23 protein-coding genes are annotated in these 23,743 nt (G+C 40.7%); 10 read left to right on the top strand and 13 right to left on the bottom strand.

Translation table 11 applies throughout. The annotated features are described in order from the left end of the window. Positions 1–46: 46 nt before the first annotated feature. Positions 47–793 carry an acetoacetyl-CoA reductase gene (phbB, locus tag C8D97_RS00730; RefSeq protein ID WP_109761421.1) on the bottom strand — a complete coding sequence of 249 codons (747 nt, stop codon included), beginning with the start codon at positions 791–793 and terminating at the stop codon, positions 47–49. Positions 794–994: 201 nt separating this feature from the next. Between phbB and C8D97_RS00725 the strand changes: the two genes are divergently transcribed. The 3 genes from C8D97_RS00725 (at position 995) to C8D97_RS00715 (ending at position 4,165) form a co-directional block, all read left to right on the top strand. Next, a complete protein-coding gene (locus C8D97_RS00725; protein WP_109761420.1) occupies positions 995–2,248 on the top strand; it encodes a class I SAM-dependent methyltransferase in 1,254 nt (417 codons plus the stop codon). Between the two features lie 198 nt (positions 2,249–2,446). Then, positions 2,447–3,037, top strand: a complete 591-nt coding sequence (locus tag C8D97_RS00720; protein WP_109761419.1) for a YajG family lipoprotein — start codon at positions 2,447–2,449, stop codon at positions 3,035–3,037. Between the two features lie 390 nt (positions 3,038–3,427). Next, entirely contained in the window at positions 3,428–4,165 is a 738-nt protein-coding gene (locus C8D97_RS00715; protein WP_170115095.1) for a TIGR04219 family outer membrane beta-barrel protein, read from the top strand. Positions 4,166–4,396: 231 nt separating this feature from the next. On the opposite strand, the gene C8D97_RS00710 is transcribed toward C8D97_RS00715, so the two are convergent. Next, entirely contained in the window at positions 4,397–5,689 is a 1,293-nt protein-coding gene (locus tag C8D97_RS00710) for an AmpG family muropeptide MFS transporter (RefSeq protein WP_109761417.1), read from the bottom strand. A gap of 21 nt (positions 5,690–5,710) precedes the next feature. Here C8D97_RS00710 and C8D97_RS00705 point away from each other — a divergent pair, with 21 nt between their 5' ends. The 3 genes from C8D97_RS00705 (at position 5,711) to msrB (ending at position 9,099) form a co-directional block, all read left to right on the top strand. Beyond that, a complete protein-coding gene (locus C8D97_RS00705; RefSeq protein WP_109761416.1) occupies positions 5,711–6,625 on the top strand; it encodes a ketopantoate reductase family protein in 915 nt (304 codons plus the stop codon). Between the two features lie 113 nt (positions 6,626–6,738). Then, entirely contained in the window at positions 6,739–8,478 is a 1,740-nt protein-coding gene (locus C8D97_RS00700) for a sensor histidine kinase (RefSeq protein ID WP_170115094.1), read from the top strand. A 231-nt stretch (positions 8,479–8,709) separates the two neighbouring features. Next, on the top strand, positions 8,710–9,099 hold the full coding sequence (msrB, locus tag C8D97_RS00695) for a peptide-methionine (R)-S-oxide reductase MsrB (RefSeq protein WP_109761414.1): 390 nt from the start codon (positions 8,710–8,712) through the stop codon (positions 9,097–9,099). Positions 9,100–9,153: 54 nt separating this feature from the next. On the opposite strand, the gene C8D97_RS00690 is transcribed toward msrB, so the two are convergent. The 3 genes from C8D97_RS00690 to C8D97_RS00680 form a co-directional block, all read right to left on the bottom strand. Beyond that, on the bottom strand, positions 9,154–9,738 hold the full coding sequence (locus C8D97_RS00690; protein WP_109761413.1) for a hypothetical protein: 585 nt from the start codon (positions 9,736–9,738) through the stop codon (positions 9,154–9,156). Between the two features lie 39 nt (positions 9,739–9,777). Continuing rightward, a complete protein-coding gene (locus C8D97_RS00685) occupies positions 9,778–10,377 on the bottom strand; it encodes an RNA polymerase sigma factor (protein ID WP_109761412.1) in 600 nt (199 codons plus the stop codon). Positions 10,378–10,482: 105 nt separating this feature from the next. Further along, a complete protein-coding gene (locus tag C8D97_RS00680; protein WP_109761411.1) occupies positions 10,483–11,370 on the bottom strand; it encodes a tetratricopeptide repeat protein in 888 nt (295 codons plus the stop codon). A gap of 339 nt (positions 11,371–11,709) precedes the next feature. On the opposite strand from C8D97_RS00680, the gene C8D97_RS00675 reads away from it, so the two are divergent. After that, the gene (locus C8D97_RS00675; protein WP_109761410.1) at positions 11,710–12,039 is read left to right on the top strand and encodes a hypothetical protein; all 330 of its coding nucleotides are present in this window, start codon (positions 11,710–11,712) and stop codon (positions 12,037–12,039) included. A 57-nt stretch (positions 12,040–12,096) separates the two neighbouring features. Here the strand turns inward: C8D97_RS00675 and C8D97_RS00670 are convergent, their stop codons facing one another. From C8D97_RS00670 to C8D97_RS00645, 6 genes are all read right to left on the bottom strand, one after another. After that, positions 12,097–13,098: a serine hydrolase domain-containing protein gene (locus C8D97_RS00670; RefSeq protein WP_109761409.1), complete on the bottom strand. Its 1,002-nt coding sequence runs from the start codon at positions 13,096–13,098 to the stop codon at positions 12,097–12,099. A 364-nt stretch (positions 13,099–13,462) separates the two neighbouring features. After that, on the bottom strand, positions 13,463–14,380 hold the full coding sequence (locus C8D97_RS00665; RefSeq protein ID WP_109761408.1) for a recombination-associated protein RdgC: 918 nt from the start codon (positions 14,378–14,380) through the stop codon (positions 13,463–13,465). Positions 14,381–14,465: 85 nt separating this feature from the next. Continuing rightward, positions 14,466–15,014 carry a nuclear transport factor 2 family protein gene (locus C8D97_RS00660; protein ID WP_109761407.1) on the bottom strand — a complete coding sequence of 183 codons (549 nt, stop codon included), beginning with the start codon at positions 15,012–15,014 and terminating at the stop codon, positions 14,466–14,468. Positions 15,015–15,091: 77 nt separating this feature from the next. Continuing rightward, positions 15,092–15,670: a DUF1415 domain-containing protein gene (locus tag C8D97_RS00655; RefSeq protein ID WP_109761406.1), complete on the bottom strand. Its 579-nt coding sequence runs from the start codon at positions 15,668–15,670 to the stop codon at positions 15,092–15,094. A 4-nt stretch (positions 15,671–15,674) separates the two neighbouring features. Beyond that, positions 15,675–16,184 (bottom strand): prolyl-tRNA synthetase associated domain-containing protein, encoded by a 510-nt coding sequence (locus C8D97_RS00650; protein WP_109761405.1) that lies wholly within the window; start codon positions 16,182–16,184, stop codon positions 15,675–15,677. Between the two features lie 57 nt (positions 16,185–16,241). Further along, on the bottom strand, positions 16,242–17,735 hold the full coding sequence (locus C8D97_RS00645; protein ID WP_109761404.1) for a S10 family peptidase: 1,494 nt from the start codon (positions 17,733–17,735) through the stop codon (positions 16,242–16,244). Between the two features lie 304 nt (positions 17,736–18,039). Here C8D97_RS00645 and C8D97_RS00640 point away from each other — a divergent pair, with 304 nt between their 5' ends. Further along, positions 18,040–18,330: a YebG family protein gene (locus C8D97_RS00640; protein WP_109761403.1), complete on the top strand. Its 291-nt coding sequence runs from the start codon at positions 18,040–18,042 to the stop codon at positions 18,328–18,330. A 401-nt stretch (positions 18,331–18,731) separates the two neighbouring features. Beyond that, positions 18,732–19,421, top strand: a complete 690-nt coding sequence (locus C8D97_RS00635) for a hypothetical protein (protein WP_109761402.1) — start codon at positions 18,732–18,734, stop codon at positions 19,419–19,421. 176 nt (positions 19,422–19,597) lie between these two features. On the opposite strand, the gene C8D97_RS00630 is transcribed toward C8D97_RS00635, so the two are convergent. Beyond that, positions 19,598–20,335, bottom strand: a complete 738-nt coding sequence (locus C8D97_RS00630) for a glutathione peroxidase (RefSeq protein ID WP_109761401.1) — start codon at positions 20,333–20,335, stop codon at positions 19,598–19,600. A 390-nt stretch (positions 20,336–20,725) separates the two neighbouring features. Between C8D97_RS00630 and C8D97_RS00625 the strand changes: the two genes are divergently transcribed. Then, positions 20,726–23,185 (top strand): DNA polymerase II, encoded by a 2,460-nt coding sequence (locus C8D97_RS00625; protein WP_109761400.1) that lies wholly within the window; start codon positions 20,726–20,728, stop codon positions 23,183–23,185. Here the strand turns inward: C8D97_RS00625 and C8D97_RS00620 are convergent. Next, on the bottom strand, positions 23,182–23,703 hold the full coding sequence (locus C8D97_RS00620; protein ID WP_109761399.1) for an aminoacyl-tRNA deacylase: 522 nt from the start codon (positions 23,701–23,703) through the stop codon (positions 23,182–23,184). The two genes, C8D97_RS00625 and C8D97_RS00620, sit on opposite strands and share 4 nt — an antisense overlap. Positions 23,704–23,743 lie beyond the last annotated feature (40 nt).

Raw genomic sequence — 23,743 nt, 5'->3', positions numbered from 1 at the left:
TCAACATCTCAAAGAACCAAAAATAAACACCCTCTAGTTGAATCGCTTAAAACATGTGCTGGCCACCGTTAACCGATAAGTTTGCTCCCGTAATAAAGCCAGAATTATCCGAGGCTAAAAAAGCAACCGCATGAGCCACTTCTTCCGGGGAACCGAGCCGGCCAACAGGAATATCGGCAATAATGTGGTCACGCACATCTTCCGGCACTTCCATCACCATTTTTGTCGCAATATAGCCTGGCGACACAGTGTTTACGGTTATACCTTTACGGGCCACTTCTTGTGACAGGGCTTTGGTGAATCCGTGCATACCAGCTTTTGCAGCAGAGTAGTTGGTTTGCCCAAGCTGGCCCTTTTGCGCATTAACCGAAGAGACATTAATTATTCGACCGAATTTACGTTCTATCATGCCGTTGATCACCTGACGGGTCATATTAAAAACAGAATCCAGATTGGCATTCAAAACATCGGCCCACTCCGTCTGAGACATCTTTTTTAGTGTTGTGTCTCTGGTCACGCCTGCATTGTTAATCAACACGTCCACTGGCCCAAGTGTTTCTTCCACATGGGCAATACAGGCACCGCATGCGTCGTAATCACGAACATCACCGTAACTGATATCAAACTCAAATCCCTGTTCCCGCTGCATTGCTTGCCAGGTTTTTGCGCGATCATGATTACCCCCGCCATTATAGCCAGCGGCAACTTTATAACCTGCCTTAGCCAGTGTTTGGCAAATAGCAGTACCTATACCTCCGGTTCCCCCGGTTACTAACGCAACCCTACCTGACATAGTTCATTCTCCTTAAGTGCGATTGCGAGTGATACGATTAACCCTGACCCACGTCTTATCTTCATCAAATTCTGTTAATCAATAAAATATAGGGATAATTTGACTGTTTTATGAAGCTATCAAAAATAATTCCGAATAGCTATGCAGATACGACTATAATGCGCGTTATCCAATACCATTGCAGCCATAACCATTCGATCTATGTCCATTTTTACAACGCCATTTGGCAATGTCACTTTACAACGCTACCCTGCCGCACATGATCAATCACTTCGAGCCTGGTGTTCGGCCGATGAATTATTGCTGCAACGCTTTTATCAATCGACCGAAACAAAAGGTTCAGGCTCCAGCCTTCAAAACCTGCTTATCGTTAATGATGAGTTTGGAGCCCTGTCCGTCGCGTTGGCAAATCAATTCAATGTCACTCACTGGAGTGACTCGCTGTTATCGCAAAAAGCAACCGAAAGAAATGCCGCTAATAATTCAGTAAGCTCCATTTGCTATTACTCGTCTACCGACAACATAGCCGAACTTATCCCTGACGCCATATTAATTAGACCCACCAAAAACATCAGCTATCTGCAGTATCAACTGGCGATGTTAAGTCACTATTTTCCAGATACAGCAGTCTACTGCGGCATTATGCAAAAGTTTATAACCACAGGCGTCAAAGCCGCTATTAATCAATACCTGACACGGGTTGAACCAGGAATGGGTGAAAAAAAAGCTCGGGTTATCAGCGCCAGAACACCCGATGAATCCCATTACACTGACGCTTTTAACCAAGTTAATAACAAACAAAACGATAGTGAAGCCGGTGAAGATTTATCGCACCATTGGCTTGATAATATCCCTGCCCATATTCAGCCGGGGTTAGCGATGCCATTAAAGTACATCAATTATAAATCTCTAAAAATGCCAGTTCTTCCAAATGTCTTTTCATCAGGATCACTCGATATAGGCGCGCGGTTTTTACTCGATAATTTTCCGAACGTTTCGTCTGCAGAACATATTGCTGATCTGGGTTGTGGAAATGGTGTTTTATCCGCAGCGGCGGCGTTGCAAAACAGCCAGGCAAACCTTTACGGTTTTGATGAATCCTACCTTGCCATTGCCAGTGCCAAATTAACCTTTCATGCCAACCGAATCGTCAATAAGCAAGGCAATATTCGAGCGCAGTTTACCGTGAGTAATATGTTGAGCCATGCTCAGGATGCGGTGAAGTTTGATATTATTCTTTGCAATCCCCCCTTTCACCAGGAGCGACGGGTAACCACAGACACCGCAAAGTTAATGTTCAGACAAGCCAGGAGCAAACTCTCAAGTAATGGGCGGCTCTGGGTTATTGCCAACCGGCATTTGGGCTATTACCGTGATTTAGCCAAACAATTCCATCGCGTTGAAACCGTCTCGTCAAACGCTAAGTTCAGTATTTTTTGTGCTGAAAACAGTTAACCATTTCGCTTGTAAACTATTTGCAATAATAAAGTCTAAATGCATAACCATTGGTTCACAAAAATGGGCTTTATGGCATGTTACAATTTCGACATAGCAAACGGTTAAACTGAACGCTAAGTTGAAAAAATGAACGAATATCCCAACTAGACGAATCCTATCCTATAAAACAAGCGATACAAAAAAAGGCAAAAAATTATGACGATACAATTACCCCTTGGTTCATTTTCCAAATACATGATCATAATCAGCGGCTTATTATTAACCGCCTGTGCCAGTCATCCCACACAATACACGGTGGACCCGGAAGTGGTTATTTCAGGGGCTGAACAAACAACCGGTAAGACCGTGAACATCTCGGTAATGCCACCGGAAACCATGCTGACATCAAGCGACACCGAAAACGTAAAATACCTCAATGCAGACAATGATTTTTCCAAAGCGGTAAAAAGCAGTGTTATCGATGCTCTAAGCAAGAACGGTTATAAAATCAGCTCCAATAAGCACTTTTCTGACTTTGCCATGACACTCGATTTTCACCAGTTACAGGTCACACTTCATAAAGGTACCGTAAAAGACGAAATAAAAGTAAACGGTAAATTAACCGTTGAGTTGTACCAAAAACCAAACACATTCAAAAAGTCATTCAGTCGTAGTCAATCACTGGTGGTGGCACTTAACGCCAATGAATCTGAAGTTACCGGGTTAACCAATGAAACCGTTGGTAAGCTATTACAGGCAGCGTTTAGTGATGAGCAGGTACTCAATTTTATCAATACGCTTCAATAAGCTTATATAGGGTCTACTTAAAGAATAACGCACTATATATTGAAAAATAGTCACTAAATTCTTGCAGTAGGGAAACTCTGAACTACACTTATCTTGAGTCGAGTTAATTCATGTCTGGCTTATCTCGACTCTTTAAACCCTCAACTTTCCATAAGGCGCCTATACAGCGCCTTCTTTTTTACAACGCTTAAAATCCACTCTCTCTGGCCATAATTGATTGACTAGTTCGTTTTTTACTCGGTATACATCCGTGTATTGTGTGATATAAGTCGCATTCATCCGCTGATTTTTAACGATTATCTTTTTATTTTTGTGTTATCAGTCAATGATTTATAAACTACACTAGATGTAATATAAATTTGAATAATGAACAACCACAGAGAGAATCCTATGCGAAAGCTAATACCTGCACTCATTACTGCTTCAATTCTATCCGGCGCTGCCAGTGCTGACACATTAGGTGTTTATGCTGGAATGGGTAACTGGAAACCCGATTTTAAAGGGAATATTGCTGACGATGGCGGAAACCAGTTTTCTGCTGGCGAAGATGGCAATATCAGAGAAAAAAATCAATCCGGGCTTTATATAGCTTTTGAGCACCCGATTCCTGTCATTCCCAATATTATGGTGAGAGATCAGGATATGTCTTCATCAGGTCAAGGTGACTTTGTCGGTACCTTCGATGGCGAAGTTTATACTGGTAACGTGTCTACTCAGTTCGATTTATCCCATCGTGATTACACGCTTTACTATGAAATTCTCGACAACTGGGTCAATCTGGATTTAGGTCTAAGCGGTCGTAAGTTTGATGGATTTGTTCAATTAGAAGACAACGATACTGGTTCTCAGTTCTATGAAAAAATTGATCAAACCATTCCAATGCTCTACGGAAAAGCACGATTTGATCTCCCATTAACCGGACTGAGCCTTAGTGCCATTGTCAATTATATAAGTGCTTCTGGCAGCTCAATTTCTGATACCTCTTTGGTACTGGGTTATGAAACATCCATTGGCTTGGGACTTGAAGGTGGCTTGCGCACTTTTAATGTTGAAGTGGATGACAATGACGAGCTAGACAGTGATTTGGAGTTTGACGGCGTCTTTATCAACGCAACGTTTCATTTTTAGTTCTAGGTTTATCAGTTAAAAGAAGCAACCAGCATTTGCTTCCATCGTAATAAGAAGCCACTGCCAGTTTACTTAAAGTACTTACTGCGGTGGCTTTTTTAATCACCGAGACATCCTTTAACTCACTCACTTTTTACCAGACAGTTATAATCCATCAAATTAAATAGACTAAAAGACAACTCAAAAATAGCGAACGTCGTATCATCAAGTGCAGCATTTTTAAGATAGCTTCTACTCAGCTGTTGTCTGTTGAGCCGACTGATTTTCTGTGGACTCTTTTTTACTATTCCACGGGGCGATTTTAAATAACATCAGCATGCCCGGAATGGCGCAAAGAAAACACACCACAAAAAATTGTGCATAACCAATGTGCTCAATGGTGTAACCACTGGCGGCGCCGACGAATGTTCGAGGGATCGACACTAAACTGGAAAACAGAGCAAATTGAGTCGCTGTAAAATGCTTATTGGTTGAGCGTGACATATAAGCAATTAAAGCCACGCTACCAAGGCCAACACCTAAATATTCCAAACTTGTTGCAACCGCTAACATCACAGCATTATTACCCACGAGTGCCAAGGCAAGATAACCCAGAATGGATATCATCTGAAAAATACCAAAGATCCACAGGCTTCGATTAATACCCAGCTTAATCATAATAATGCCACCGATAATAGTACCCACGGCAGCACTGACTGTTTTGGAAATTTTTGCAATAGTGCCTATTTCAAGTGCAGAAAAACCCATGTCGGAAAAGAAAGGGGTTTCCAATGCTGTCGCCATATTGTCGCCAAGCTTATACAGCAACATAAACAACAAAATCATAATGGCGCTGCGATAACCGTCCCGGTTAAAAAACTCTTTAAAGGGTTCAACAACCGCTTCTCGAATTGATTGTGGCTCATCGCCGGCTTTTGAGGTTTCATCAATAAACAATGTAGTGATGATACCCACCAGCATAAAGATCGAAACAAACCAGTGAGCAGCTTGCCATCCCATAAAGTCAGCGACTATAAATCCAATGCCGCTAGGAATAAAAGACGAATAGCGATACGCCTGAATGGAAAAGCCGGTGCCCGCCCCCAACTCTTCATCCGGTAGCAACTCACGGCGATAGGCGTCGATCACAATATCCTGACTGGCACTAAAAAATGCAATGAATCCGACAATAACGGCTATGGCGGCAATATCTTTTGCAGGATTAAACATTGCCAATATGCCCATTAATACGATTAATGAAATTTGGGTTATCAGCATCCAACCTCTGCGGCGACCTAAAAACGGAGGAACATATCGATCCATTATTGGCGACCACAGAAATTTCCAGGTGTAAGGAAACAAAACAATGCCAAACAGACCAATAGTGGTTAAATCAACACCGTGCTCTCGTAGCCATAAAGGAACAAATTGAATCAATAAATAGAGCGGTAAACCGGAAGAAAAGCCAATTAAAATACAAATCAGCATTCTTTTGTTCAGTAACGCCTGTTTAAGTGTTTTCTTTTCTTTTATTATTTGGGTCATACACCGACTCTTGGGTTAACTATGTCGCAATTTCAATTCCACATTCTTGGCAGAGGTGCAATCGGTTCTTTATGGGTCAGCAGCTTGGCTCGAGCTGGATTTAACACCACACTGATACCTAGACAACTCGATTGTCCAAATTACGCCATAAACTACATCAGCGGAACAGAAACTTTTACACAGTCTATTGCACAACAATCACCAGAACAAATTGAAGCCATCGATATATTGTTAGTTTGTGTAAAATCTTATCAATTGGAACAGGCTCTTAATTCGGTCGCCAGTCGTATTACCGACACGAGCACGGTTATATTGTTGCAAAACGGTATGGGTCACCAGCAGCTTGCCGAATCATTATTACCACAGTGTCAATTATTAGTCGCCACCACAACACAAGGCGCATACCTATCGAATGATGGTTTACACCACGCAGGCAAAGGTCAAACTTACCTTGGCCCGGCAGACAATAAGACAACGATTGAATCGTCAACATTTACCATGACTCGAATACCACAATTGTGTCAGGCATTGAATGAAGCCTTACCCGACGTCATATGGCAATGGGATATTCAAAAGCGTCTGTGGCAAAAACTGGCCATTAACGCCGTGATCAATCCATTAACAGCCCTTTACCGTTGCAAAAATGGTGAACTTTTAAGCAACTTTGAGTATCGGGATCACTTGCAGCTCATCATTAATGATATACAAAAGATACTGGAAAAAGCCTGCCCGGAGCAGGATTGGACGAATCTTTCTGAGCAAGTGAATCAAACCGCACAAAAAACAGCCAGCAATGTCAGCTCTACACTTCAGGATATTGTTAAGGGCCAGGCCACTGAACTACCTGCCATATGCGAATATTTGATTAACATCGCACAAAACAATAACATCGCAATACCCCAGTACAAAAAGCTCTACGCTCAAGTCAATAAGTAATCAGACCAGCGTCCCGATTAATCGATATTCGGGAGAACCTAATCACATTTTGCTACAGTTAGATTCAGTAGAATGCCTATCATCAATAAATGTTTCCGCAGAAAGGGACAGCAATGACCATTAAGTCAAAACTTATTATTACCAGCATCGCGATTGCAGCAGCAACTGCAGCAATCAGTTGGTTCAGCTACATCAATATCAGCAGTGGTATTTCTAAAGCCGTTACCACCCAGCAAACGAATAAAGTAAATCAGTTGCAGAACAGCGTTAATCTGGCGTTTAATCAATTTATTCAAACGGGACATTCCGCCGAGAGTACCGATGCCATAAAGTCGTCATTTCAACAAACTGACTTGCCCCAATTATTAAGCCTGTTAAATGCAGCGGCGAATAACACCACAGAAATAGCTCTATACAATGCAGACAATAACCAGTTACTTCGCCCCGGATTAGAGCCGCAACAAGGTGAGTTTTACGAGCTTGAACATATAATTTTAAGTCAGATGAAATCGCCGGGCTCAAAAACAACCGTGACAAAGTTCGATAAACACTTTGCTCTGGTAAAGTCACAAGCACTGTTAATTGACGATAAAGTCACTGGCATTATTTTTAATGTTCTAAAGCTTAATAATGTTTTTTTTAATCATTTAAAGCAACAAACAGGGGCAGACTTTAAACTTTCAATTAACGGCTCAAGTTTAACCACAAATTCCGCACTGCCGTATAATGAAAGTCAACAACTCACCTGGCCTATTCAATCCAAAGTTTCCGGTAAAATTTATTATCATCTGCCTAATGCTTCGTTAAGTCAGTCTCTACCCGACACAGGTATTATCAGTATTATTTTAATTATAATTTTAATGTCTGCTCTGGTGATATTAACCTTTATGTTTATTAGCGGTCATTACCGCAGTCTAAAGAAGTTATCTCAGGCAAGTCAGTCGGTCGAGAATGCCAATCAACTTAGCAAAGTAATAAAGTCTTTGAATATTATTCCTGAGCTAGAAGACTTTACCAACTCAGTAAATCAGCTGGTAACTCAACAGAATACTCAGTTGAGAAACATGCAAACCAAATTGAAACAATTGGACTCAACCTTACACAATGTTAAGTCAGAAAAAGTATCTTTACAGGTTGAGCGCGACAGTGCGGTTCAGGCGCCTAAAACAAAGTCAGAATTTTTATCACGCATGGGTGATGAAATAACCACGCCAATGAAAACTCTCACAAGTATGTTGCATTTGCTGAGTGAATACAGTCTGGATGAAGAGCCAAAAGAACTGTTAAGTATTGCCAGACGGTCATCCAATACACTAATTAATAACCTTAACAATATACTCGACTTTTCCAAGCTCGATGCTAACTTGTTAAAGCTGTATAAAAATGACTTTGATGTTCGACAACTAATTGAAGAAACCATTTCGGAATACACGCCTCATGCAAAATCAAAGTCACTGCAACTATCGTGCAATATTGCTAACGAAGTCCCCGAACACATTTATAACGATTCAAAGCGTGTTAAACAAATACTGAAAAATCTGCTCGGTAATGCCATCCGATTCACCAAAGATGGTGAGGTTTCGGTGTACTGCGACTTGGTTATGGAACAATCGGTTGAATACTTAAGACTGACAATACAGGATTCTGGCGTTGGCATTCCGGAAGAAGCACAACGCGGTCTGTTTGATTCTTTGGAACAACGCACTAAACTAACCAACAGCAGCTTTGCGGGTCGTCTTAGATTGATCGTTTCCAAGAAGTTGTCTGAATTGATGGGTGGTAATATTGGTGTTAACAGTGAACCTCAAAAAGGCTCGCGGTTCTGGTTTACTGTTTCTTTGCACAAAGATTAAGTTACATAAGGTGCGTGTTATAGATAAACTAAGTTTACAAACAAAGTAGTCGGCATAAACTTTAAATGAGACTTTAATTAAAATTTTAGTGTAACGTTTTACACTCTTGCGCTTCTATATAACCTGAGTCGGTTTATTTATTATTAACGCTCTGTTTTATATGAAGCGCACCTGCCGTCAGGTTGTTCTTCACGTTACTACACCATGCTGATAATTTTATCAGGAGGATTTATGCAGAAATCAGAAGCCGAGTGGAAAATGTGTTTAACGCCCGATGAATATCGAATCACTCGAGAAAAAGGCACAGAACCACCGGGAAGTGGCGAATACTATAATCATCATGAACAAGGCCAATACCATTGCAAATGTTGCAACACGGCTCTGTTTACATCTGACAGTAAGTACAATTCCGGAAGTGGCTGGCCAAGCTTTTTTCAACCGATTGATGAGGATAATATAACCCTCACTCGGGACACCACACTAGGCATGATCCGTACTGAAATCAGTTGTGCCAAATGTGATGCTCATCTGGGGCATGTGTTTGAAGATGGACCAGCGCCCACCGGCTTACGCTTTTGTGTTAACTCGCTGTCTCTGTCGTTTGAGCCAGCAAAAGATTAATTTCAGAATAAACCATTTTAAGCTAAATATTTGACTAAAGCTTGTCCCGAAGCTTTAGTCAATGTCTGGCTGAATAAACGCCTCGTAATCCTTTCTTGCGGATTCAAGCTGTACTTCTTTTCGTTTTTTGTACCAGATAGAAACGGCAATTGAAATAACGATCACCGTACTGCCGATAATCAAACTGGTTAACGAACCGGCTTTTGCCAGGCGTTCCGTTTCAAAAAATACCAGGTACAATCCCCAGCCAACCAAAAACAACAAAAATAATGATAAGTACACTATGGAAAACCGGGCTATCTTTATTCCTGCTTCGGCACGCTTTATCAAATGCCGAAACACCCCCTTGGTTGTCGACGGTAATTCCCACAAATCTTTTCGCAGGTAAAAGTCAAAGTAAACCCCAACCGCCGCAATAATACACACCAAAGAAAACCACACTTTAATGCTCATGGCTTCATCGGAAAGAAAAATAAAGTACGCAAACGGAAATAAAACCAGCAGTCCGATAATATCCAACGCAAGCACTAGTTTCATACGCCACGACTGCCACAGCATATTCTTTTTCAATGCAGGCATATCGGGTTCATGATTTTGCCATTCATTAACGGCATTGTCCCAGTCAAATTTATCTGTCATAAGAAAATAACCTTTAAAGGAGAACACCCTTTAGTTCGTTTACTCATGCTCCACCACATCCTTTAATGCTTTTTTCGCACGATTCAGACGCACGCCAACATTGTTGATAGTGATACCAAGTATCTCTGCGATCTCATCGTAACTGAGTCCTTCCAGTGCCAGAGCGAGTATTTGTCTTTGTGCAATTGGCAACTGTTGCATGCCAGCCATAAGCCGAGTTTGCTTTCGATCCGCTTCTATTCTGCCCGAAGGACAAGTGTCTCCGGTTAACACAACATCATCGCTTGAAGTGGTTTTTCCCTCACGCACATGCTTTGCCACATGACTGATTGCACGGTTATGCGCGATGGATAGAATATAGGTTTTTAAAGCGCTTTTATGATTAAAGCGCGGCAGTGAACGCCACACAGCGAAGGCAATATCCTGTTGCAACTCTTCTTGCAACGCAGGGATCGCTTCGTATGACTGAACCACACGTGCAATAGCCGGTTTATATGCTTGCCACGCCTCATTAAACAGGCGTTCTTGCTCACTCATATTCTGTTGATTATCCCCAACGTCTGTAACCAGACTAACCCAGTCGGTTTTAATATTATTGTGCTTTATTTGGATCGACGATGCCAATTGAATCGACTGCATGAGCCGAAAGCTCCTCTTAGCAACTGTTCTCTTCTGAGTCGGTAACTCGTCGATTTTATTACACAGAAGTATGCCTGAAGCTCAGGATTTGAATGCTTATGTTTTTTATGACTTGGTTTCTTCAGGCTTGTTTCTTTCTTCAGGTTCTTTTTCTTCCAGCTCTTTATCCTCAGATTCCCTATCCTCAGATTCAGTGGACCAAAGCGGCACCGCTTCACGCCAAGGCTTTTGATTTTGATAATGATCCATACGATCAAAATAGGATTGTCGGGCACGTTGATTCATTTTCTCGGGTAACTGATCAATCGCATCTTGTTGAACCTGGATCGCCTGTTCAAAATCGCCAGCTTCGGCATAAGCCGCCGCCAGAGTGTCCAGTATTACTGGAGAATCTGGTTCCTTTTCGATAAGTGGTTTTAGAATGGCAATGGCCCGCTTACCATTTCGCAGTGACGAGTTTGGGCTGGTGGCATAAATCCAGGCTAAATTATTGATGGCTATTTTATGACCATTCGCTGCCGACTTTTTAAACCAGTTGATCGCCGAGGCCTGATCAGCGGGCCGATCTTTAGCGCCAAGAAACATCACGCCAATTAAAAATTGTGCATCTTTGTCGTATTGATCAGCCGCCAATTTAAACCACTTAAATGCCGTCTCAGAGTCCTGCTTTACACCTCGTCCCCACAAGTAGCTTTTACCCAGCTCTCTTTGAGCTGCCGTATGGCCATTTTCAGCCGCTCTGGTTAACCACTTTACCGCTTCATCATACTGTTTTTCACCCAACAACCCCTGAATGTACAAGTTGGCCAAAATCCATTGACTGTTTAAATTTCCGGCATTAGCGGACTCAAGACACAGGTTCAGTGCAACCTTATAACTTTCGGCCTTGTAGTGTGACTCACACAAACGCGTTGTTTGCCGATCACTATCAGAATGGCAGGCGGAAAACAAAAACAGGGAAGCAAGAATACTGGGAAACAACAAAAACTTCATAAATCTGGACTGACGATTAATTAAACAAGGGCAAGTTTATCATTAATTCCCTTCCTCTGCGCCACCGTATCCAGACTAGACTGTAAACAATTGTTGCTTTTTTAAACAAACCTGCCTGTCAGCAACTATAATAATTAAAGCGATTTGGGCGAATGTCTTACAGCATAAACTGACAATCAGACCTGCCCGATGGCCTATAGCTAAGCTAACCTTACTCAGGTAAAAACAAGCTGCATGAGAATGTGTCTATTATGCCGTCAAGCCAGCAAAAGGCTTAATAATTGACACTGTTTAACACGGATGAGCGTTAGCAAACTTAACTATTTAGGAATGTCGAATATGGAATATCGATTAACTGACGGTGATAAGCACTATATCTGGCAGGTTGTCCGGCATGCGGCCGAACAATCGGGCGGTTACCACCAGTTATTTTCCATGCCACTTGATTTTGCCGAGGCCGACAATAAAATTGAATTTAACTGGCCCGTCTGGATGCGAGCCATTAAAGTTTACATCAGCAGCCGTTACGGTGATGAAGCTTTGAAGCACCTGCTGCTTGAAATATTAGCGGAAGTTTACAATCCTGAAAACTATCGACAACATATAGAAAAAGCAGCGATAAACTCAAACCTGGAAGTTATTCAAACATTAAAGTCGCAAGTTAAGTAGTCTGTTATCGACTGTAATCATCTCTAATGTTTGCTTGTTTATATTCAGCGCTTAAATTTAAGATTTATTAATTATCAGAGACTTTAAGTTATCCCGAATTTTATACAACGTCTCCTTGTTTCCATCGCTAGACATAATAACAATTGTATAATCACTTATAAAATCATGAAATTTTAACGTATGGTGATTCGGGTTTGATCCGTCATGTTCCCAGCTCACTAACTTACCTTGAGAGTCCTTATAAAACTTACCAAAATCAAAATAAGCGTGATTTGTTTTTCCAGATAGCCGTTCGCCATCAAGCACACGTTTTAACTCATCGACTTGAATAAGTGTTCCACTCCATAATGCATTCTCAAACTTCAACAAATCCACTGGCGTCACATAGATGGTGGTACCTAATAAGTAGGTAGGGTAATCACCGTACACTTTAAAATCCGAAACATCACTTTCTGTTAGCTGTTGATAGGAACTTTTCATATCTGCAACATCAAAAACAGAATTTTTCAAATAATTTGAATAAGAATCTCCTGATACTTTCTCTACAATAAGTGCACGCAAAACCACGTTTAAATTTGAGTAAAGATACCCTTCTCCTGGCGCGAAACTTAACTGACTATTTTTTATCTGTTCAACGGCGTCTGCAGTGTTTATGTTTCTTTTCCACTTTATTTTAGGAAGGCCCGATGTGTGCGTCAGTATATGCTCAACGGTTACCTTTTCAGCTTCTTCTGGTAGCCAATCCAAATACTTGGTTATTTTATCGGAGTAACTCAGTCGTCCTTGCTCTACAAGCTGCATTATTGTAACTGTTGTAAACTCTTTCCCGACTGAACCAGGGCTAAATATATGGTTCACTGTAAGTTTATCCGTATTCTTCTTGTCAGAATACCCAATATACTTCTGATAAATAACAGCTCCTTGCTTACCAATTACAATAGAACCATTAAACCCACTATCATGAATTGAGTTCATTACAACTTCGTTGAATAAATTGGTATTTGCACTTGCATAAGTTGATATAAGAAAACCTAGCAATACCATTAAAATACTTTTCATAACACCCTCATTAATGATTTTTATACTCACTACTTACCGTTTTAATAAGCTACTCCAATCTCTTAAACAACAAAGATCTTGTACTGCTGAGCTTTAATGCCTGTAGTAACGAGACGATAATATTTTTAGGGTTAAAGCAGTCCGTTTTGACAATATAAATCGATTTATATCACTACCTCCTTGACACAATTAAACTCTCATACATTTCGAAAAAGGTATAAGAAGGCTAAAGGTTTAAGGATTAAGGATTAAGGATTAAGGATTAAGGATTAAGGATTTAACAGAAAGTTCACCCAAAAACCTCTATTGAATTTTTTTTTCAACCGGCTTTTAAATTTCGGACATACTGACTAAGTATATCCATTTATTCTGGCGTGCTATTCACTAACGTAAACGACTTTGCGAAATCATCATAAAATTCAGCGACAGTTTGCGTCATTAATACAAAGTCAGCATCAAATTTTGCCATATGATCTTCAATATCAAGCTCATCGTTCTGATTGAGTAATTCATCACCAAACTTAACACTTTTTATTTGCAAATCATCAGTCACGGTGCACTTGAGCAGATCTTTAAAGTAAATTCCCAATTTACTTACCCAGTATCCATCATTGATTAAATCTTGAATGACCTGGCCGCCCTGCCCTTCTAACTCATTATCTTTAAAACGAGCCACCCGTTCATCCTGAGGATCTTTCAGTTCGTACTCGCCGCTTAATGACCAGGGCTCGGGCAACCCTTCGAGTAACCACTGGTTCATGGTGGCCGCAGGGTTTTGTTCGGCATCAATTTTAACTGCGCCAAGAACCCCAAGGGAATCCACCAGAAGGCTAATAAAGGTATCCGCGAGGGCAATACTTCCTGCATTCACGACCATAAAACCATTTCTTGTGTCTATGTACGCATGGGTATGCGTGGCCCGGGTAAACGCTTTAGGCAGTAACATAGCCATGATATCTTCTTTAAACTGCTGTTTTTCTTTACGAAATACCTTACGCCCCTGCTCAATTTCTATCTCGCTGACACGTTCTTCTAGCGCTTCATTGATCATTGTTGGCGGTATCACTTTTTGTTCTTTGCGCATACAGAACAAAAAGCAGCCATTGGCGTGGTAGACCAGTTCTTCCTGATGGCGATGCAGCGGTGATATCCAGCCAACAGTTTCCTTAGACTGCCGTCCACAGGGCTGAAAGCGCTGCTCTGCAAGCTTTTCCGCGAACTCCTGCTCGGACAAATTAAACGAGTCAACGAAACGATATAACTGAAGATTTCTAAACCACATAAACACTACCAGATAGATTGAAAACAGAACAAAATGGCCAGCTATTATGCCGAAGCATCTATTAAATTACGAACGGTAAATTTGATTAATTTTTATTCTTCTCGAACAGCTTGATTTGTCGGGTAAACTCAGCCGCAAGTTCATTTGGAATAGGAAAAGTTAAATGATAATGAGCGATTTTCCATTGTTGTTTCTTATACTCTAAAACTCCAGAGCCACGAGAAACACCGTATTTATCATTCCACAACAGCTCATCAAACCATGCCATCTGCTTATCACTCGAAAAATAGATGTTTCGCTGTGTTACACGGTAATCCCAACCTTTACCTTTCGAAAAATAAGGCGTGGCAAATGCTTTAAACTCGTCAATCGACCATGTTTCGCTAGCATCGGTACCAATATAAACGGCATCTTTGGAAAACAACTGAAAATATTGTTCGCCTTTTGCTTCGGCTGCAAATTGATGCAGTTGGTTTAATATATCGGCCACGCTAATTTTTAATTGATCAATGTCAGATTGTTCAGCATGTGTACTTTTATTATTGGTATCATTAGCATAAGTGTCGTTGACAGTACCAGTTAGCAGCAACATACATAACACAGATAAAATTTTCACTTTGAACTTTAAAGGCATTTCAGCTTCCTATTTTTTGTTACCATTAAATTAATTTTTAAAACGACTTTACGTAAAATTTTAAGCAGACCAAAATATCAGTCTTTTTTGAGTTCAGTTTTAAAACAACCTTTTAATTTACTCTGCCAAAAAGTTCGGCCTTTCTTTCGCGCATGCCTAATATTTCGGTTAGGTATATTTTCAGGCAGAGAAATAGATTTCAACCCTTGTTCTACACTTGATTCACGTAATAAATGCAAAATAGGAAATGGTGATCGATTGGTATAGTTTTCGGCATCCTGCTCATCACAGCCGTCAAAACAATAGTGAGGATGAAAGTGCGCTAGCTGAAAAACTCCTTCATACCCTTGTTCAACAATTAAGTCATCCGCCAGTGACATTAAATCAAGAAAATCATCAAATATTTTAAAACCTTTATCAAAAATCAATAATGTCGTTTCATACTGCTGACTTTCACTTAACCGTTCACACTCGACAATTAAGTGCATCAAAGCCGTTTCCAGAGTGTTGCTCTGAGTGGTGACGTAGCAAATACTTCCGTTTTGCTCAACGGGCTTGGCAAATGGGCAAAAGTTTTCTTCAATCACAACCTGTTTAACCCATTGCTCGACCGCTGATATGGCACTTTCATTAACATCGTTCCGTTCTTTTATCATTTAATTAGCCTTTACTCTCATTAATTTCGGGCACAAGAACACTCTTAACGGTATGTCCCGTGTTGGCTAAAAACTTATCTATATTATGATGACTTAATACATAGGTTTCAGTATTTATCAGAGGGTGGCACTGAAAGTACTCACTGTCTACAATATCGTTATCCAGTAATAACTCAACCTGTTGCTGCTCGTCATTAATGAGTGCCAACAAAGAGACACAGCCGGGCTTTACCTTTAAGTACTTTAATAGTCGTCGTTCTGACGCAAAACCAAGCCGTGCAATCGACATTTGCTTTGAAAGCAATTTAAGATCAACTCGTTTTTCAGGAGTGGTCAACAGAAGAAAGTGTCGGCGACCATAATTATCTTTTAAAAATAAATTTTTTAATCGGGTACCGCTTCGCTGTAACTGAAGCGCATCGGCCTCATCACAAGTATCCAACGGAGGATGTTGATACCTTTTGTAGTCAACACCCCACGCCTTTAATAACGATGTTAGTTGTTCAACATGCATTAAGTGAATTCCATTAAAAACTTAAACAGTTCAATGATCTGTTCACCCACTAACTGATTACTTTGATAAGGAAAACTGATAGAAATCGTTTAAATCTTGCTTCAGTTTGATCAAATCCGGCTTGCGAATATACATCATATGCCCCGACTCGTAATAGGTCATCATAATATTGTCTTGCAATGACTTAGGCAGCCCCATATGAGAGAAATTATATTCGGTTGAAAAAAATGGCGTCGCCATATCGTAATAACCATTTGCCACAAACACTTTCATAGATGGATTGCGCAGCATGGCATGACGAAGCTTTCGACTCATATCAAAAGAATCTCTGGCGAGGTCTTTGGTATTCCATGATCCAACACCACCGCCAAGAATGTGATAAACCAGATCCGATTCAAACTTCAGTTCAGAGCGCATATAGTCCATCAAGGTTTCTGTGTAGGGACCGTGTATTGCCATATAGCTGGGATCTCGATAACCGGGTTGCTCCATGGCATCGACTTCTTCTGTCACAAAACGACTGTCCAGTCGGCCCAGTGTTAAACCTTCATCACGACGCAAGTTGTGAACAAATTGTCCCATATCGATAATCAGGTTATTCAGCAAAATAAAGTCTTTTGATAAACCTGTCAGCTCGGAGAGTTTAGTGGCAACACTTTGCCGTTTTTCTTCAGAAAGATTATCGCCCTGTAACAGCGCTAATGCGTAGTCGTTCATGGCGAATATTTTGGCTTCATTAATCGCCTCATCAACTGAACTAAAACGATTCCCCAACTGTTTATGATAGAAGGCTGTTGCCGTATAGGTTGGCAGCAATGTAATGGGCGCCTGAATATTCACGCCATGATCAAATTCATCCAATGTGTAATTTAACACGCTAGATATCAGAACAATGCCATTAAAATTAACGCCTAAATTTTGTCCCATATGATAAGCAATACCAGCTGAACGTAATGTGCCATAACTTTCACCGGCCAAAAACTTGGGCGACGACCATCGATTATTTCGGGTCAGATAAAGGCGAATGAATTCAGACACCGTTTCTATATCTTCCCAGGTTCCATGAAAATCTTTATTGGTGCCTTTACCGCCAGCCCGGCTGTAGCCCGTTCCTACCGGATCAATAAATACAATGTCCGTTAAATCTAAAATAGAGTACTGGTTATCCACCGCTTGATAAGGTGGTGTTGGCATAAAGCCTTCTTTATCCATTACCACACGTTTAGGGCCAAAGGTTCCCATATGCAGCCAGACAGAGGCTGAGCCCGGTCCACCATTGTAGGCAAAAGTAATCGGTCGATCTGACTTAGCATCGTCTTTGGTGTAAGCCGTGTAATAAATATTTCCGATTTTTTCGTGCTTTTTATTAAACACAAATGAGGTGCCTGCCGTCGCGGTATAATCAATATCACGACCATTAATCTCGACGGAATGTTCCGTCTTAACGACTTTCTCCTTCGGGAAAGGATCATTAATATTGTCACCTTTTTTGTCATTCGAGTAACTTAAACCAACGAACAGTAGCGTTACGATTAATAGCAGATGTTTCATACTTACCTCTTCTCAGTCAAATAATGGGTCTTGTAAGTTTTAGAAAGGCCAAACATTGCTCAGTACCAATGAGGGATTCCTAACTTGCCGACCCTATTAACTTGTTATTATTGGCAGTCATTCTATAGAAACTCACCAGACTTATCATATTTTACACATGAGCCAATCGTTAGAACTCACGGGTCAATTGTTTCAAACCATTACAAGGATAAACACCAGGCAATAAAACGCTTGCAAAACACTACTTACTTAAGTAGCATCGAGAGCGAATTCATTAAATATTAAATTATTGGAGCAAACCAATATGGCAGTGGTGACTTTATTTATGTCAGATCGCGACGATTCAAAAACATTTACCGATAAGAAAGCAGCCGATCAGTACGACAAAATGCTTGAACTGGCTGAAAACGTTAGTGCCTGGATGGAACAAAAAATTGACGGGCTAAGCGAGCAGCAAATCGAACAAATAGGGATGTTAATTGCCGAAAATAAAGATCAGCTGGCTAAAGCCATTAAAGGTAAGCCGGAAGTCTTACTGGAGGAAGAAGACAGCAATAACAGTGAAAATGTTACCGCCATTGCGGCAAACGAGTAACGTCATAAATCGGCCTGCAGACTCTACACTCATCGATCTGCAGGCTGTTACAACGCTATTGAACAATAGCTTCTCCTAGTTTCAAGTATTATGAAACTAAACCTCATTTGAGAAAAGACGTTTTTCAAATAAGACTTTTAACAACTCTAACGACAAGCCTACAAGCGATTTATGCACCTCCAACCATCCTCTTATTGACAACATTCAGCCTTTAATACAATTTTACTTCCACCTCTATTCTCAATTTAGAGCTTTCCTGTATTTAGTGTCATGGTAAAAGAAGGTTTAAAAAGAAGTTTGAATGGCTGAATCCAAATAATGTTTATAGACGTAATTTATAAAAAGACCGCATAATAGCCGATTGGCAGTATTGTTCTGCCGGTTGGATTTGGAGTTTGGACTTGAGTTCAAGATTATTATTGAAGTTATACCCTGCTATAGCATTAAGTTACTTTTTAATCAGTCAATCATCTGTTTATTCAAGCGATTTTTCTACGGGGTATTCTTCACGCTACATAACCGAAGGCAGAGAAAATTTAAACGGAAATGGCATTGCTACTTTGTACGCTGATCTACAGTGGCAATCGCCCTGGTCAGTTATCTTTTGGCATGGTGAAGCCGCAGGAAGCGACTATGATGAAACCAATATAGCGCTTGCTTACAATACGACCTTTTCATCCATCAATGCGCAAGTTGCTTTAAATAAGGTGTACACAGATAACACTCCTGACGATGAAGAAATTAGTGTTACTCTTGACACATCGTGGCGAGGTGTAACTTTTTCAGTGAACAGTGTTTACTCAAATTATGCCAATGGATATTTTCATTCATTTTCAGCACTGTATGCCATCTCACTTAGTAAAAGCATTTCCTTATCACCCTATTTAGAAATTGGTTTTGATAATGGTTATGCCAACGATACTTATGATGGCCACAGTCATAATCAGATTGGTCTTAATGCAGCTTATAATTTACAAGATAAGCTTAGAATTGAAGCAAGCATTGCCCACAGCTTTGCGGGAGAAGATGTAAAAGTGTCCGGTCAGGGCGACATTAGCTGGTTTTCACTTGCTCTTAATCATCAGTTTTAATAAGCCTATCCAAACAAAATATGCCTTGGTTCCAAGTATTAACTGCAATTTACGCGCATTAAATAAAAACGCCCTTTGTGGAAACATCAACAAAGGGCGACTCTTCTATTCTGTATTTTAAGTTCAACTTTTAAAGTTCAATCTTTAAAGTACAGTATTTAAAATTTGAATCAGTGTTAACTGTTCAAATAAGCATCTAGATGCTCCGATCCGCCAATATGTTTACCTGAAATAAATACCTGCGGAACCGTGTTACTTCCAGAAATGGCTTTCAGTGACACTGAGGTCGCATCTTGACCTAATATAATTTCTTCAAACGCCATATTTCTATCAATCAGCATTTGTTTTGCTTTCGCACAGTAAGGGCAACCTGGCTTTGTTATTACGGATATTGCTTCAGGTTTAACCGCTTTACTGTTGATATATTCAAGCATGGTATCAGCGTCAGACACTTCAAAGGGATCGCCGGGCTTTTCTGGCTCAATGAACATTTTGTCGATTACACCATCTTTTACCAACATAGAATAACGCCAGCTGCGCTTCCCAAAACCAAGATCGGACTTATCAACCAACATTCCCATTCCTTCAGAAAACTCACCGTTCCCATCGGGAACAACAGTAATGTGCTCCGCTTCCTGATCACGCAACCAGGCGTTCATAACAAAAGTGTCATTGACGGAGATACAAACAATATCGTCTACGCCATTGTCTTTAAATACGCCAGCCAACTCATTATAGCGAGGTAAGTGTGTGGATGAACAGGTAGGTGTGAAAGCACCTGGCAATGAAAACACCACAACAGTTTTACCTTTAAATAACTGCTCAGTGGTTAACTGTTTAAACTCATCACCAACACGAACATTAAATTTTGCCGTTGGTATAGCCTTTCCTTCTTTATTTTCGATAGCGGTCATGGTTATGCCTCACTTATTGAATGTGACAAAGAGTATGGTGGATAGCACTAAAAGAGTAAACTGGATTAAATCCATTACTGTGTTCGTGATAAGCGAATAGTGTTATTTTATCTCATATAATTTATGATTATTGTAAGCTACTAGCTTTTAGTCCCACTTACCAACCCTATTGATTATTAGAAACCATCTCAAAAAGCGTGAACGAAGGTGAGACAAGACAAAGTTTAACGAGAAAGTACCGTTTATACTTAGTATATTAACATTTTTAGTCGAAATTTAACGCTGTATCAGCAAGTGCAGCATTTTAAAGATAGCTTCTACTAAATACAGTACAGTTGGATATTAAGCTGAATAACACTCTACAATTTTATCGAATAAATCTATTACTCCATGTTGAAAACTGAGCAAGGCTTTATACTCAACCGTTACTGGTTAGATACAAACACCAATCGAAAACAAACGCTGGTGTTTTGGGTCAAGTCGTGCCATGGCATTCATCAACTTCGTTTTACCGACCAGGCTTCGGTTTTTTTTATACGACAGTCAGAGCTGGAAAACGCCTTAAACCTATTAGAGAAAAAGTTACCTCGTCAAAGCTGGTATGTGAGAACCATTAACTTAAAATCCTTTGATCAGCAGCCTGCATCAGCGTTTTATTTTAATCAACAACGAACCCTCTACTTTGCCAGAAAATTACTGCAGGATTCTAATATCTATCCATTAGAGTCGGACATTCAGCCAACAGACCGTTTTATGATGGAGCGCAATCTACGAGGCGGCATTAGCTTTACAGGTGAGCAGCGACAGCACCAACAATACTCAGAAATCATCAATCCTAAAATTGCTGCCATAGAAACAACGGTTCCCTTGACTATTGCTTCAATTGATATTGAAACCCATATTTCAACCGGCGAGCTTTTATCCATTGCTATGATTTTTTCGAGTACCAATGCGCCAGATATTGTGGATAACAAAGTATGGATGATTGGTAAGCCATTAGATAATCCAACATTAAATTATCTGCACATGGTAAATAATGAAACGGACTTACTCAGCGCATTTATAGACTTTTTTAAACAACAAGATCCAGACATCATCATTGGCTGGAATGTGATTAATTTTGATTTGCGCTTTTTACAACAAAAGTGTGAGCAGTTAAACATTTCGCTAAATTTAGGTCGTGCCGACCAACCACTGGACTGGCGCCAATCTCGAAATGACAGCGATCATTTTACTCTGGTTTTGCCGGGCCGCTGTGTTCTCGATGGCATAGATACCCTTAAATCAGCAACCTATAATTTCGAAAGCTTTTCACTCAACCATGTTGCTTCTGAATTATTAGGTAAACAAAAGCTGATTGAAGATTCGGATAATAAAGCATCAGAGATTATCCGTCAGTTTAACGAAGACAAACTGGCATTGGCTCGTTATAACCTTGACGATTGCCAACTGGTTTGGGATATCTTTCAAAAAGCCGACCTGATTAACTTTTCTCTGCAACGCGCACAGTTAACAGGCCTCGCTATGGATCGATTTGGCGGCTCTGTGGCAAGTTTTGATAACCGTTATTTGCCCAGACTCCATCGCTCTGGCTATGTGGCTCCCAATATTCCTTTACAACCAGAAAACGTTGGCAGCCCTGGCGGCTATGTTATGGATTCCTACCCTGGCCTTTACGATCATGTGTTAGTGCTGGATTTTAAAAGTCTGTACCCCAGTATTATCCGAACATTCAAAATTGATCCCTTAGCTTTAGTTGAAGGGTTACAACAAGAACCCAACACAGCAATAAAGGATCAACAGGAGACGTCGATATCGAACAAACATTCATTAATTGCTGGTTTTAATGGCGCAGTATTCGATAAATCCAAAGCGATACTGCCAGAGCTAATAAAAGAGCTGTGGCAAGCAAGAGACGTTGCTAAGTCGCAAAACAATGCCCCTATGTCGCAAGCGATTAAGATTTTAATGAATTCATTTTATGGAGTACTGGGCACGCCTGGCTGCCGCTTTTTCGATTTTCGCTTACCCAGCTCGATTACGCTTCGGGGCCACCAGATCCTTTACACCACCAAAGATGTTATCGAGGCAAAAGGCTTTAAAGTTATTTATGGCGATACCGACTCGGTATTCGTCTGGTTAAAAGGGTATCACCGCAATATTGCCCCAGAGAGCATTCAGGGCATTGGGCAGGAACTTGCCCAACAATTAAACCAGTGGTGGCAAGAAACACTCAAAAACGAGCATCAGATTGACAGTTTTTTAGAGATTGAATTTGAAACTCATTTTAAGCGATTTATTATGCCGACCATACGAGGGTCGGAAAAAGGATCGAAAAAACGCTATGCAGGCCTAAAGTCACTACCGAATAAACAAACTGCGTTGATCTTTAAAGGTCTCGAAACCGTCAGAACAGACTGGACTCAGGCCGCCAGACAATTTCAGCAGTCTCTGTATCAAAAAGTGTTTGATGAACAGGATTACCATGATCTGATTCTCGATACGGTTAACGCCATAAAATCTGGGCAAAAAGATGAGCTGCTTATTTACCGTAAGCGCATTCGCAGAAAGCTGAGCGATTACAAAAAGAACATTCCGCCACATGTGCAGGCTGCAAAAATGGCTGAGTCGGATCGGGCCGCTCGAGGGCTTACCAGCAAATACGCAAAAGGTGGCTGGATAGAATACTACCTCACCACACAAGGTCCGCAGGCAATAGAGAGCCGTAACGCTCCATTGGATTACGACTTATATCTGGAGCGCCAAATTAAACCCATCGCCGATGGTATTTTGCACTTTCTTGGCCAAACCTTCGACGATATCACCAGCCAGCAAATCGACCTGTTTTAAATCCAGCTCCAGGGCTGCGACACCTGCTCATACAACGAGATACGTGTATTGGTACGCTGGTAGCCTTTTTCTATTCGTTTCGCATCCACCATTTGGCAAAAATCCACCGTATTCATGCGGATCAGCTCAGTATGGGTTTCTGAATTAAAGGTTATTTCCAGTCGCTCGTACAGTTCTTTTGCCAAATATACCGGCATTCCATAAACATTGCCCAAGGGCGGAAATGCCCCTAATTCACAGTTTGGAAACAAGGTAGCAAGCTCAGGTTCTGAAACGAGATTCACGCAATCCGCTTTTAAGGTATGTGCCAACTCAAAAATATCAAGACTGGAATCCGCGGGGATCAAAATCATTACCAATCGGTCATCCGCTCGCACTACTACGGTTTTGGTTAAAGATTCGTCAGCAATATGCGATTTTCTTGCAGTTTCTTTCGCAGTAACAGAGCGAGGGTGTTGCAACACCTGATACTGCAGACCCTTCGAGTCAAACAGTTCAGTGGCTTTTGGAATAGTCATGTCTATCCTCCTGTGTCAGTAATAAACCAACATCGCTGAT

This window comes from Pleionea mediterranea, from assembly GCF_003148745.1.
GTDB lineage: Bacteria > Pseudomonadota > Gammaproteobacteria > Enterobacterales > Kangiellaceae > Pleionea > Pleionea mediterranea.
The sequence above is the reverse complement of the archived record's forward strand: the minus strand, read 5'-3'. Positions and strand labels throughout refer to the sequence as shown.